The organism is Paraburkholderia sp. SARCC-3016 (assembly GCF_031119615.1).
GTDB lineage: Bacteria > Pseudomonadota > Gammaproteobacteria > Burkholderiales > Burkholderiaceae > Paraburkholderia.
Genome location: NZ_JAVHZD010000026.1, coordinates 117,987 through 129,964 on the forward strand (window position 1 = coordinate 117,987; position 11,978 = coordinate 129,964).

General features: G+C 64.6%; 10 protein-coding genes. 3 read left to right on the plus strand and 7 right to left on the minus strand.

What is annotated here, in order from left to right; genetic code table 11:
- The first annotated feature begins 2 nt into the window (after positions 1-2).
- From QYH69_RS24880 to QYH69_RS24890, 3 genes are all read left to right on the plus strand, one after another.
- Positions 3-950 carry a sugar-binding protein gene (locus QYH69_RS24880; protein ID WP_308834385.1) on the plus strand — a complete coding sequence of 316 codons (948 nt, stop codon included), beginning with the start codon at positions 3-5 and terminating at the stop codon, positions 948-950.
- Positions 951-1,115: 165 nt separating this feature from the next.
- Positions 1,116-2,642: a sugar ABC transporter ATP-binding protein gene (locus QYH69_RS24885; RefSeq protein WP_308834386.1), complete on the plus strand. Its 1,527-nt coding sequence runs from the start codon at positions 1,116-1,118 to the stop codon at positions 2,640-2,642.
- Positions 2,643-2,714: 72 nt separating this feature from the next.
- Positions 2,715-3,374, plus strand: coding sequence for an aspartate/glutamate racemase family protein (locus tag QYH69_RS24890; protein WP_308834387.1), 660 nt, complete (start codon positions 2,715-2,717; stop codon positions 3,372-3,374).
- A 52-nt stretch (positions 3,375-3,426) separates the two neighbouring features.
- Here the strand turns inward: QYH69_RS24890 and QYH69_RS24895 are convergent, their stop codons facing one another.
- The 7 genes from QYH69_RS24895 to QYH69_RS24925 form a co-directional block, all read right to left on the minus strand.
- Positions 3,427-4,248, minus strand: coding sequence for a Crp/Fnr family transcriptional regulator (locus QYH69_RS24895; protein ID WP_308834388.1), 822 nt, complete (start codon positions 4,246-4,248; stop codon positions 3,427-3,429).
- Positions 4,249-4,529: 281 nt separating this feature from the next.
- Positions 4,530-5,432, minus strand: a complete 903-nt coding sequence (locus QYH69_RS24900; protein WP_308834389.1) for an SMP-30/gluconolactonase/LRE family protein — start codon at positions 5,430-5,432, stop codon at positions 4,530-4,532.
- Between the two features lie 159 nt (positions 5,433-5,591).
- Positions 5,592-6,587 carry a 3-hydroxyacyl-CoA dehydrogenase gene (locus QYH69_RS24905; protein WP_308834390.1) on the minus strand — a complete coding sequence of 332 codons (996 nt, stop codon included), beginning with the start codon at positions 6,585-6,587 and terminating at the stop codon, positions 5,592-5,594.
- Between the two features lie 46 nt (positions 6,588-6,633).
- Complete coding sequence (locus QYH69_RS24910) at positions 6,634-8,763, minus strand: ABC transporter permease (RefSeq protein ID WP_308834391.1); 2,130 nt, start codon at positions 8,761-8,763, stop codon at positions 6,634-6,636.
- A 41-nt stretch (positions 8,764-8,804) separates the two neighbouring features.
- On the minus strand, positions 8,805-10,334 hold the full coding sequence (locus tag QYH69_RS24915; RefSeq protein ID WP_308834392.1) for a sugar ABC transporter ATP-binding protein: 1,530 nt from the start codon (positions 10,332-10,334) through the stop codon (positions 8,805-8,807).
- Positions 10,335-10,451: 117 nt separating this feature from the next.
- Positions 10,452-11,603: a sugar ABC transporter substrate-binding protein gene (locus QYH69_RS24920; RefSeq protein ID WP_308834393.1), complete on the minus strand. Its 1,152-nt coding sequence runs from the start codon at positions 11,601-11,603 to the stop codon at positions 10,452-10,454.
- Positions 11,604-11,769: 166 nt separating this feature from the next.
- Positions 11,770-11,949 carry a hypothetical protein gene (locus QYH69_RS24925; protein ID WP_308834394.1) on the minus strand — a complete coding sequence of 60 codons (180 nt, stop codon included), beginning with the start codon at positions 11,947-11,949 and terminating at the stop codon, positions 11,770-11,772.
- Positions 11,950-11,978: the final 29 nt, after the last annotated feature.

An 11,978-nucleotide genomic window follows, 5' to 3' on the forward strand; every position in this document is an offset into this window, starting at 1 on the left:
TCATGCAACCGAAACTGCTACGCGCGGCACTCGCGCAGAGCGTGCTGGCAATTCTCGCGCTCGGCACGAGCGCGGCCCATGCGAAAGACGCGAAAGACATATCGATCGCGGTGATCCCGAAGGTCGCCGTGCCTTTCTTCGACGACTGCAACAACGGTGCGCAAGCCGAAGCGAAGAAGCTCGGCGTCAAGTATCAATGGGTCGTGCCGCAGAACACACAGGGCTCGACGCAGGTGCAGATTATCGAAGATCTGATGTCGAAGCACGTCGACGGCATTGCGATCTCGGTCAACGAGCCGAAGTCGGTCGAAAGCGTGATGAAGCGCGCGGAAAAGAGCGGCATCAAGGTGCTGACGTACGATTCGGATTCGCCGAAAAGCGGCCGGTCGATGTATATCGGCACGAGCAATGTATCGGCCGGTGAAACGATGGCCGAAACGATGGCGAAGGCGCTCAACGGCAAAGGCGACGTCGCGATCGTCACGGGGCAACTCGGTGCCGTCAACCTCAACGAACGGATTGCCGGCATCAAGCAGGGGCTCGCGAAATACCCGGGCATCAAGATCGTCGAAACGCAGGGCACCGACGACGATCTCGCGAAAGGCGTGTCGGTCGTCGAAACGACGTTGCGCGCGCATCCGCAATTGAAGGGTATTTTCGGCGTGAGCCAGGTCGGCGGCCCGGCGGTCGCGAAAGTGCTCGATACGCGCGAATTCGGTTCGATGAAGGGCAAACTCGAAGTGCTTGCGTTCGACGATCTGCCCGATACCGTGAAGGGCGTTCGCGACGGCACGATTCAGGGCATCATGGTGCAGCGGCCGGTGACAATGGGCAAGCTCGCGGTCGATCACCTCGTGGCGCAGATTCAGGGCACGCAGACGCAGGCCAAGGATATCGACACCGGCGTGACTGTCGTGACGAAGGACAATCTCGGCAGTTATACGAAATAATTGCGCGAAATAACTGCGCGAAATAACTGCGCGAAATAACTGCGCGAAATAACTGCGCGAAATAACCGCGCGAAATAACCGCGCGAAATAACCGCGCGAAGTAACCGCGCAAACCGACTGCGCCGGGTAACCCGGCGCAGTCGCTCGCCGAAACAGGGGCATCTGATGACGCCGTTCCTCGAAGTTCGCGATATCTCGAAGACGTTTCCCGGCGTGCGCGCGCTTAACCGCGTCACGCTCGAGGTCGCGCGCGGTGAAGTGCTCGCGCTCGCCGGAGAGAACGGCGCGGGCAAGAGCACGCTGATGAAAATCCTCACGGGCGTGCTCGCGCCCGATGCGGGTGGCGAGCGCGGTAGCGACGCAGCTGGCGAAATCCGCATCGATGGCGAGCCCGTGACGCTGCGCGACGGCAATCACGCGCGCGAACTCGGGATCGGTATCATCTATCAGGAGCTGTCGGTCGTCGACAACCTGAACATTGCGGAAAACATCTTTCTCGCGCGCGAGCCGCTCAATCGCCTCGGTCTGATCGACCGCGCGAAGATGAACGACGCGGCGCGCGCGCTGCTCGATACGATCGGCATGGCGCTCGACCCGCGCACGCCGGTCAGCGAACTCAGCGTCGGCCAGAAGCAGATGGTCGAGATTGCGAAGGCAATTTCCTGCGATTCGAAGATCATCATCATGGATGAGCCGACCGCGTCGCTGAGCCATCACGAGACGCGCATTCTGCTCGACCTGATCAAGCGGCTGCGCACGCAGAATATCGGCATCGTCTATATTTCTCATCGGCTCGATGAACTGTTCGAACTGGCCGATCGCGTCACCGTGCTGCGCGACGGCTCGACGGTCGGCAGTGCGCCGATCGCCGAAGTCACGCGCGAGTGGCTCGTGCGCAAGATGGTCGATCGCGAGCTGAGCGACCTGTATGCGGTGTCGGAATCGCATGCGACGCGCGAGGTCGTGCTCGAAGTGCGCGATCTGTCGCTGCGCACGCGCGACAGATCGCCGGCGCGGATTCGCGAAATCAGCTTTGCCGTGCATCGCGGCGAGATTCTCGGCATCGCGGGCCTCGTCGGCTCGGGGCGCACCGAGATCATGGAGATGATCTTCGGCATGCGGCCGTGCACGGGCGAGATACTCATCGAAGGCAGGAAAGTGTCGATCGCGCGGCCGCACGACGCGATCATGCACGGCATCGGTTTCGTGACGGAAGATCGCAAAGGGCAGGGACTCGTGGCCGGCATGAGCATTCGCGAGAATTTCAGCCTCACGCATCTCGAAACGTATGCGCCGTTCCAGTTCGTGCGGCGCGCGGCCGAAGACGAGCGTTGCCGCCAGTTCGTGCGCACGCTCGGCGTGAAGACGCCGACGATCGAGCAGAAGGTGATCAATCTGAGCGGCGGCAACCAGCAGAAGGTCGTGCTCGCGAAGTGGGTCGCGCGCGAGCCGCGCGTGCTGATCGTCGACGAGCCGACGCGCGGCATCGATATCGGCGCGAAAGCGGAAGTGCATGCGCTGCTCGGGCGGCTTGCCGCGCAGGGGATTGCGATTATCGCGATCTCGTCGGATTTGCAGGAAGTGCTCGCCATCAGCGACCGGATTCTCGTCGTGCGCGAAGGGCGGTTGAACGGCGTGTTCGAGCGTGCAGAGGCGTCGCAGGAGCGCGTGATGGCGGCGGCAACGGCCTAGCGCGTTTGACGATCGCGCGGCGCGTAGCGAGCGCCGCCACGCAATGGATTTTCAAACGGAGACGGAACGAAGATGACCACGATTGTCGTAGTGCATACGGGCCCGGTAACGGTGCAGCCGCTCAAGGACCAATTCAAGGATCAGCTGCCCGACGCGCGCGTGATCAATATCGTCGACGACAGCCTGCTGAACGACGTGCGCGCAGCCGGCCATCTGACGCCCGAAGTGACGCAGCGCATGTACTCGTACATGTCGAACGCGCAGGCGATGAACGCCGACTACATCCTGAACGCGTGCTCGTCGGTCGGCGAGGCGGTCGATCAGTTGCGCGGCATCATCCGCACGCCGATCGTCAAGGTAGACGAAGCGATGGCGCTCGAAGCGAGCCGCATCGGCAAGCGCATCGGCGTGGTGGCGACCGTGAAGACGACGCTCGAACCGACCGTGCGCCTGATTCGCAAGAAGGCGGCCGAGCAGAAGCGCGAGGTGACGGTAATCGAGCGCGTCGCGGAAGAGGCGTTCGAGGCGCTGCTCGCGGGCGATACCGCGCGGCACGACGAGATTCTGAAGCAGACCATCGTCGGGCTTGCGGATGAAGTCGACGTGGTGGTGCTCGCGCAGGTGTCGATGGCGAGGCTCGTCCCTTCGCTTGGCAATACGCGCGTGCCGGTGCTGTCGAGCCCGCAAAGCGGCGTGAAGATGCTGATCGAAGCGTTGCAGCACACGCGCTGAGGCGTGCCGGCCGGTGAGCGGGACCGGGCGAGGCGCGTCGGCAAACGTGGCCTCAGGCCCGCACCAGCGGCGCCTTGTACGCGTGGTCCTGATTGGCCGGTTTCGCCGCGATTCCGGCCGTTGCCGCTGTTCCGACGACGCTCGCACCATGCGCGGTCGTGACGGCAGCGGCGGCCGGCGCTGCCAGCCCCGGCAGGAACTGCGCGACGAACGCCGGCGTCAGCACGATCTTGCGCTCATGCGTATCGACGAGGCCCTCGGCCTTCAGATCGCTGAAGTGCCGGTTCACCGATTCGCGCGACGTGCCGATAAATTCCGCGAGCTTGTCCTGCGCGATGGACAGGTCGATTAGCACCGCGCCCGCGCGTTCGCCGTGCGCGAACGGCGTGCCGATCTGCGTCGCGAACATCGACAGGATATTGACGAGGCGCTTGCGCACGTCGTGCAGCGACAGGTTTTCGATCAGCTTTTGCGCTTCCTGCCAGCGTTGGTGGTGGCTTCTGAGCACGAACTGGTTGATCGCGTCGTAGCGCGTGAGCAGGTCTTTGAAGTCGGCCTTGCGGATATAGCAGATGCGGCTTTCGGCGAGCGTTTGCGCGTAGTGCGAGTAGTTCGCTTCGTTGAGCACGTCGCCATCGCCGAAAATCATGCCGGCCTTGATGAACGACAGCGTGATTTCCTGACCGTCTTCGGTCAGGCGATAGAGCCGCACATGCCCGACCTTCAGCAGATACACGTATTCGCTGCGCTCCTCGGGCCGATAGATGAGCGCGTTCTTGCGCAGGCTGCGGTGATCGCTGAAAGCCGGCATCACCTCTTCGAGGCAATTGCGTTCGATCAGCGAGAGAAGCTCGCTTTTTCCGACGAACCACATCGCATGTCTCCTTATATTCGACTGGCACGGCGCACCGCCTGCGTTCAGGCGGTGCGCCGTGCCGTTCGGGCCGGGCGCCCGGTTGCCGGTTATTCTAACCAGCGAGCCGGGAACGCGCTGTCGAAATGCGAAGTGGTTCCGAAGTGGTTCGGTCAATCGACGTAAGCAGAATGTAGGATGCGGCGCGTGTTTGCCGGACGCGTCGGGCGCGCCGCCGCAAGCTCGATCGACTGCGCTCCGGCCCCGCTCCGGCCCCGCTTTAACTCAGCGTCAGCTCCGCTTCAACCAGCGTAGCGCGGCTCCGGCAAGCCTTTCACACCGAGCCCGGTTACGGCGAACAGCCCGCCGCGCTCGCGTTCCTTTTGCGGAATGCCCCACATCGGGCGGCCCATCGAGGTCACGTAGAGCACGTCGAGATCCGGGCCGCCGAACATCACGCTCGTCAGATTGCGCACCGGAACCGGCACGATGCGGTCGATCGAGCCGTCAGGCGCAAAGCGCAGAATCCGTCCGCCGAAAACGAGCGCGCTCCAGACATAGCCTTGCGCATCGACGGTCGCGCCGTCGAACGTGCCGGCCATATTGCGCGCCGACGCAAATACGCGGCGGTTCGTCGCCGCGCCGGTTTCGATATCGTAGTCATAGGCGTACATGAGCCGGTCGTAAGTGTCGGTGAAGTACAGCGTGCGGTTATCGGGACTCCAGCACGGGCCGTTCGAGCAGCTGATGCCGCGATCGAGACACGTGAGCTTGCCGTCCGTGCCGAGTTGATAGAGGCCGCCGCTGCGCGTCGGACGCTGGCCGCGATCGGCATCGTAACGGTCGAAGTCGTAGGCCATCGTGCCTGCGACGAAGCGGCCGCGCCGGTCGACCTTGCCGTCGTTGAAGCGCGTTTCCGGATCGTCGCTTTCAGGGTCGGCGATGAGCCGCACCGTCTGCGCGTCGAAATCGTAGAAGTGCAGACCGTTCGCGAGCGCGACGACCGCACCGCCATGTTCGCAAAGCGCCATCGAACCGATATGCGTCGGCACGAAAAAGCGCTCGACCTCACTGCCGTCCGCACGGCAGCGGTAGATTTCGGCGGCTGTGCTGTCGATCCAGTACAGCCGCTGCTCCGTGACGTCCCACAGCGGACCTTCTCCCAGATGGTTGTTGGCGTCGACCAGCAGGCGGGTTTCGATCATCAGTGTCTCCATCGTTCGGTGTTGGCGGGCGGGTTTGCCTCGATTGTTTCTGGCTTCTGGCGGGTTATTGCCGGGTCGTTGTCGGGTTGTTGTCGGGTTGTTGTTGGGTCGTTGTCGGGTTGTTGTCGGGTCGTTGCCAGGACGTTGCCCGCGCTACGGTTAACGACCTTCGTCCCGATCATCCTTGCGCCGGTGCGCGAGCAGCGCCATCAGGCGCCGGTCGCGCCAGCGGCTGCGCGCTTCGATATCCGAACGCGGCAAAAGCGCTTCGCGCTCGGCTTCGAGTTTCGCGATCGTCTCCGGCGACCAGTCGAACGGCATCCGTTCGCGCGCGAGGCCTTTGTAAAGGCCGCCGTAGCGGTGCGCGTAATCGGCGACGCCGCCGGGCGCGTTCAGATCGATCGTCTCGAACGGGCCCATGAACGACCAGCGCAAGCCGAGGCCGTCGCGCATCACGGTGTCGAGATCGGCCGCGTTCGCATAACCCTGTTCGTAGAGGCTCAACGCCTCGTCGAGCAGCGCGCCTTGCAGGCGGTTCAGCAGAAAGCCCGCGATCTCGCCTTCGACGAATACTGGCTTCTGGCCGACCGCTTCATACAGCGCGCGGGCGCGCGTCAGCGTGTCGGCCGATGTCCACGGCGCGCCGCAAAGCTCGACGAGCGGCACGAGCGACGGCGGATTGACCGGGTGCGCGACGAAGCAGCGTGCGCGCCCCGCCAGCGATTCGGTGAAGGTCGATGCAGGCAGGGCGGAGGTCGAACTGGCGAGCAAGGCATCGGGGCGCGTCAGGCGGTCAAGTTCCGCGAACATCGCGCGCTTCACGTCGAGCTGTTCGGGAATGTTTTCCTGCACGAGTTCGGCGTCGCGCACGGCGTCGGATAGCGTCGCGCACGGGGCAATGCGCGCGGCGACGTCGTCGGGTGTTTCATCGATCAGGTCGAAGCGCGCGAGGTCCGCGAGACTGTCGCGAATCGCGGGCACCGCGTTGTCGAGCATCGCGCGGTCCGCGTCGTGCAGCGTGACGCTCAAGCCCGCGCGCGCGAAGACGATTGCCCATGCGCGGCCGATCCGGCCCGTGCCGATGATCGCAATGGGACCGGCGGGCTTGCCGCCGCCGTGTCCGACCGTTCTGTTCGATTGCTTCGGATTTGCCATCGATCGCCTCGTTGTCATGAGTGGCTTGCTTGCGTCTTCTCCGGCGTTACCCCTTCCGGTCGCGCAAGGTAATCACCGCCGCGAGCACGACCAGCCCGTTGATGATGTCGCGCACCGCGGGCGGCACCGTGGTGCCCGCGAGCAGCGTGCCGAGCGCCGTGAGCAGCAGCGCGCCGCCGAACACGCCGAGATAGTGACCGCGGCCGCCGGTAATCAGTGCGCCGCCCACCACCACCACGGCGATCGACGGCAGCAGATACGGGTCGCCCATGCCGAGAAACGCCTGGCTGCTGAAGCCCGCGAGCAGCACGCCGACGATCGCCGAGCACAGCGCCGACAGGCAGTACACGGCCACGAGCGTCGCGCCGACACGCACGCCCGACAGTTTCGCCGCCACGGGCGAATTGCCGACCGCGTAGACGCGCCGGCCGAAGGCGGTGCGATGCAACAGCAGCAGCGCGACCGCGAGCACGAGCGGCACGCTCCATGCAGCGAGCGACAGCGGCCCTGCGCGGTCGTTGGTGAAGCTGCTGATCGCGGACGGCGCCCAGCCTTGCGGCGAGCCGTTGCAGTAGATCAGCGTGATGCCTTGCAGCAGGCCGTTCGCCGCGAGCGTGACGACAATCGGCGGCAAGCCGAGCACGACGACACCGATGCCGTTGAAAAGGCCCACCACGAGACCGACCGCCAGCACGGCCGGCACGGCCCACCATGCGGCTTCGTTGACGCCATGCGTGAAGCCCGTGAGCAGCACGCCCGACATCGTGATCAGCCACGGCACCGACAGATCGAGACCGCCGGTCAGAATCACCGCGCCTTGGCCCAAACCGAGAATCGCGAGGAACAACGTGAGCGTGAGCAGGCTGCTGTAGAAGTTCGAACTGACGAGCACGGCCGGTCCGTACACAAAGCCCGTCACCACCACGACGCCGAAAAACAGCAGATACGCGGGCACGATGTACTTCGCCCATTCGCGATTGCGTTCGATCCAGTCGGTCAGCCAGCGCCCGGACAGTTCGGTGTTCGCGATCGGCTTGAAGTCCGCCACCTCGAACGCGACGCGGCGCGCGCCGCCTTGTCCGTCGCCTCCATGGCTTCCATCGCGTCCGTTCTGCGCACGTGTGCCGGTACGCCACGCCTTGAACCATTGCAGCGCGTGCCGTGCGCATTCGTGCGCGGCCGACTGTTTGCCGATCGACGAGCCGAGCACCGCGAAAATCAGGATCAGCGCTTCGGCGATGGTCGTGAAAAACGCGGACACGTTGAGCACGAGCAGGATGTTGACCGTCACCATCAGCGTCATCGCTGCAAACACGGTGCCGACGCAGCCGCCGCGTCCGCCGCCGAGCCACGTGCCGCCGAGCACGACCGCGGTGAACATCGACAGCAGCAGCGGGCGTCCGGCGAGCGGATCGGCCGAGCCCGTTTGCGCGGACACGTACAGGCCGGCAAGCGCGTAGAACATGCCCGCGATCACATAGGTCGTGATGCGATAGCGTGTGACCGGCGCGCCGTTCGCATACGCGCTATCGGGTTCGCTGCCGATCGCATAGAGGCCGACGCCGAAACGCGTGCGCCGGATAAATCCCCACACGAGCAGCGCGGCGATCAGAATGCCGGCCGACATCGGCAGCTTGTCCGGAATCAGATCGGACGTGACGAAGCCCGAAAACTGGTCGCCGACGCTGCCGCCGGGCTTGTTCTGGATCAACAGCGTGAGGCCTTGCACCATGAACATCGTCGCGAGCGTGACGACGATCGATTGCAGCCGGAACCACGCGATCAGCGCGCCGTTGATGAAACCGACGCCGCCGCCGATCGCGACGATCAGCGCGGCGCCCGCCCACTGTTCGACCGGCGTGCCGTGCACGAAGCGCACCGCGAGCACGTTCGCGAGCGACAGCACGGCCGATGCTGACAGATCGAAGCCGCCGCTCAACACGACGATGGTCTGCCCGATCGCAACGAGCGCAAGCGTGGCCGCGCTCGAAATCAGCGAGCCGATGTCGTACAGGCCGACCGGCGTCGCGGACAGCGCGACCCACGCGATCAGCATCGCGACGAGCGCACCGATCGCGATGATCAGGCCGCGGTAGTGATCGATGCGGGCGCCGATGCCGATGCGCGCGCCGGGCCGCACGACTTCGCTATCGGGAGAGGCGATTGCATTGCTCATGATGGTTCCTTGTTACCTGAAGGGCGGGCTGCGGTGTCGGCTCAGCTAGCCAGCATCCTGCGCATCACGTTTTCTTCGGTCAGCAGGTCGCCGTCGAGCTCGGCGACGTTGCGTCCGCGATACATCACCGACACGCGGTCGCAGACGTTGACGAGTTCGGGCACGTCGGTCGAATAGAACAGCACCGCGCCGCCGGCCGCCGCGAACGCGCGCATCAGCACGAAGATCTGATGCTTGGTGCCGACGTCGATGCCGCGCGTCGGGTCGAACATCAGCCATACGCGGCTTTGCGTCAGCAGCCACTTGGCCATCGCGATCTTTTGCTGGTTGCCGCCGGAAAACGACAGGCACGGCTTGTAGATAGCGCGCGGATTCACTTCCATCTGCGCGAGCACGCGTTCGATCGCCGCGCGTTCGCGCTTGCGGTCGATCAGGCCGAAGCGCGTATAGCGGCTGATGACCGGCAATGAGATGTTTTCGCCGCCCGGCAGGCGCAGAAACAGGCCTTCGGTTTTGCGATCTTCGGGCAGCAGGCTCGTCGCAACGCCGGCTTTCAGCGAATCGGCCGTCGACGTCAACGTGACGGGTTTGCCGTCGACGAACATTTGCCCTTGATCGATATACTCGGCGCCGAACAGCGCCTCGAACAGCTCGCGCTGTCCCATGCCTTGCAGCGCCGCGATGCCGTGCACTTCGCCGGCTTTCAGCGTGAGATTGAAGTCCTCGACGACGCCGTCGACGCGCACGTTGCGCAACTCGAGCGCGGGCGAGGGCGCGCTGAACACGGGCGGCGCTTTCGGCGGGTACTTCGCTTCCATCGAGCGGCCGATCACGAGGCGGATCACCTCGTCGTCTGAAATATCCCGGGTTTCGAACGCGCCGACGTCGCGGCCGTTGCGATAGATCGTCAGGCTGTCGCAGAACTCGCGGACTTCCTGCATGCGGTGCGAAATAAACACGAAGGTGACGCCGCGCGCCTTCATTTCCTCGATACGGCGCGCGAGCCACGCGACGTCGCGGCCCGACAGCGCGGAGGTCGGCTCGTCGAGCAGCAGCACCTGCGGATCGCGCACCATGGCCTTCGCAATTTCGATTTTTTGCCGCACCGGCAGCGCAAGATCGCGTACGTATGCGCCGGGGCGGACGTCGGTCAGTTCGAGTTTGTCGAGCCACTGCGTCACGCGGCGCTGCGCTTCCGCACGCTTGATATAGCCAAGCGGTCCGGACGGCTCGGCGCCGAGCATCAGGTTCTGCGCGACCGTGAGGTCGCGCACGAGCGTCATCTCCTGAAACGCGGTCTGCACGCCCGCGCGATGCGCGTCCTTCGGTTCGCGCATCTGCACGTCGCGGCCGAGAATCGCGATGCGGCCTTCGTCGGGCCGGATCAGGCCCGACAGCAGCTTGACCGTGGTCGACTTGCCCGCGCCGTTCTCGCCGAGCAGCGCATGCACCGCGCCGCGCCGCACGCGAAACGATGCATCGTTCAGCGCGACCGTTGCGCCAAAGCGTTTCGTGACGTTCGCGACGTCGATCGCCCAGTGATCCGCGCGGGCTTCGCGAGATTCGGTCATGACCGTCATCGTTTGGACTCCGTGACTGCCTGGTGCGCGCGGCGCGCATCCAGGCCTTGCGAGGTTTTGCGTCTTCATGCCCGCTTGCGCGGGCATGCCGCAATGGTGCTGCCGGGGTCAGTCAGGCTTGCCGTGCAGCGCCGCATTGAAGCCGACTTCGCGCGTCTCTTCCGAGTAGATGTCCGCGAACCAGCCCGGCGGCACCTTGTCCGGCGGGAACGCGGTACAGCCCGCGCGCAATTCGTCGATCGAGCCGCTCTGGCACAGCTTCGATTGCGGGGTTTCGACAAGCGGCAGCTTCAGCGTGACGCGTGCCGGGAAGTCCTTGCCGTCGAGCTTTTGCACCGCGAGCTTGAGCGCCATGGCGCCGGAATAGGGCGGTGCGCCGTACGAGATCGAGCGGTAGCCGATCGCGCGATACGCGCCTTCGCCCTTCACGCTGCCAGGCGGCAGCATCTGCACGCGGTGGCCGTTCGACGATTCGCCCGCGCACGGCTTGATCCTGTCGTCGGCGATGCCGGCGTCGAGCTGCATCGAAGCGGCCGTGAAGCAGCCGACCTGCATCCACAGTCCGTCGATCTTGTCCCAGCTGTTCGTCGCGAGAATTTTCGAGAGCTCGGTTTTCGCGGTCGCCTGGCTCCACATGCCGGTGCCTTCGGCAATGACCTTGATGCCCGGATACTTCGCGAATACCTGCTTCGCGGCCTCGGTGCGTTCGCGGTCCACCGACGTGCCCGGCACGCCTGTGATCATCACGATATTGCCCTTGCCGTTCAGCGTTTTCGCGAGCCATTCGGCCGTGACGGTGCCGGCCTGATGCTGGTCGATCGCGACGTTGTGCGCGCACGGCTCGGTCACTTCGCCGTCGTATGCGACGACCACGACGCCCTTCGAGCATGCGTTCCTGATCGCGCGATTAAGCGCAGTGGGCGAGATCGGGTAGATGACGATCGCCTTCGCGCCGGCCTGCACCATCGAATTGATCTGCTGGATCTGCTTTTGCGCATCGGTGCCGGCGACCTGCACTTCGAGGTCGACCTTGTCCTTCAGCGCGGGTGTCGCGGCCATCGCCTTGATCATGTTGGCCGCTTCGGTCTGCCAATCGTTGCCGACGTAGCTCATCGACAGGAAGATCTTGTACTTGCCGGCGGCCGCGGCGCTCTGCGAGAGCGTGAGCCCGCCGATACACGCGGCGGTGAGCGTCGCTCCGAGCGCGGCGCCGCGTAGCAGCCGCCACGCGCAACCAGGGATGTGCGTCAAAACGTTCATGTCTGCCTCCAGATCCTGCAAAGGTTGTGTTTCTTACGTTGTGTTTTCTTCGGCTGTGGTTGTTTGCCGTGCCTGCCTCTGGTGCTGCCTGCTGCTGCCTGCTGCTGCGTTTGCTGATGCACTTACCGCTGCTATCTGCTGCTGCGATGATTAACGTTCCGTCCGGCTAGCCCGACGTGTTCTCGACATGCGGCACGCGCGCCGAAGGCGGCAGGCGCAGGCCTGCCGAGCCGGGCACGACGTCCGGGTCATGCCCGGGAATCACGATGTCGGCGATCTGCCGGATGCGCTTGAGCGACGCGAGTCGGAGGCCAAGCGGTCTTAGGAAGACAAAACATTCTACCAACTCCTTGGCTCACAGAACGACATGGCTAC

Coding starts and splice junctions, on each gene's coding strand:
- QYH69_RS24880 (WP_308834385.1), top strand. CDS start 3: ATGCAACCGAAACTGCTACGCGCGGCACTCGCGCAGAGCGTGCTGGCA.
- QYH69_RS24885 (WP_308834386.1), top strand. CDS start 1,116: ATGACGCCGTTCCTCGAAGTTCGCGATATCTCGAAGACGTTTCCCGGC.
- QYH69_RS24890 (WP_308834387.1), top strand. CDS start 2,715: ATGACCACGATTGTCGTAGTGCATACGGGCCCGGTAACGGTGCAGCCG.
- QYH69_RS24895 (WP_308834388.1), bottom strand. CDS start 4,248: ATGTGGTTCGTCGGAAAAAGCGAGCTTCTCTCGCTGATCGAACGCAAT.
- QYH69_RS24900 (WP_308834389.1), bottom strand. CDS start 5,432: ATGATCGAAACCCGCCTGCTGGTCGACGCCAACAACCATCTGGGAGAA.
- QYH69_RS24905 (WP_308834390.1), bottom strand. CDS start 6,587: ATGGCAAATCCGAAGCAATCGAACAGAACGGTCGGACACGGCGGCGGC.
- QYH69_RS24910 (WP_308834391.1), bottom strand. CDS start 8,763: ATGAGCAATGCAATCGCCTCTCCCGATAGCGAAGTCGTGCGGCCCGGC.
- QYH69_RS24915 (WP_308834392.1), bottom strand. CDS start 10,334: ATGACCGAATCTCGCGAAGCCCGCGCGGATCACTGGGCGATCGACGTC.
- QYH69_RS24920 (WP_308834393.1), bottom strand. CDS start 11,603: ATGAACGTTTTGACGCACATCCCTGGTTGCGCGTGGCGGCTGCTACGC.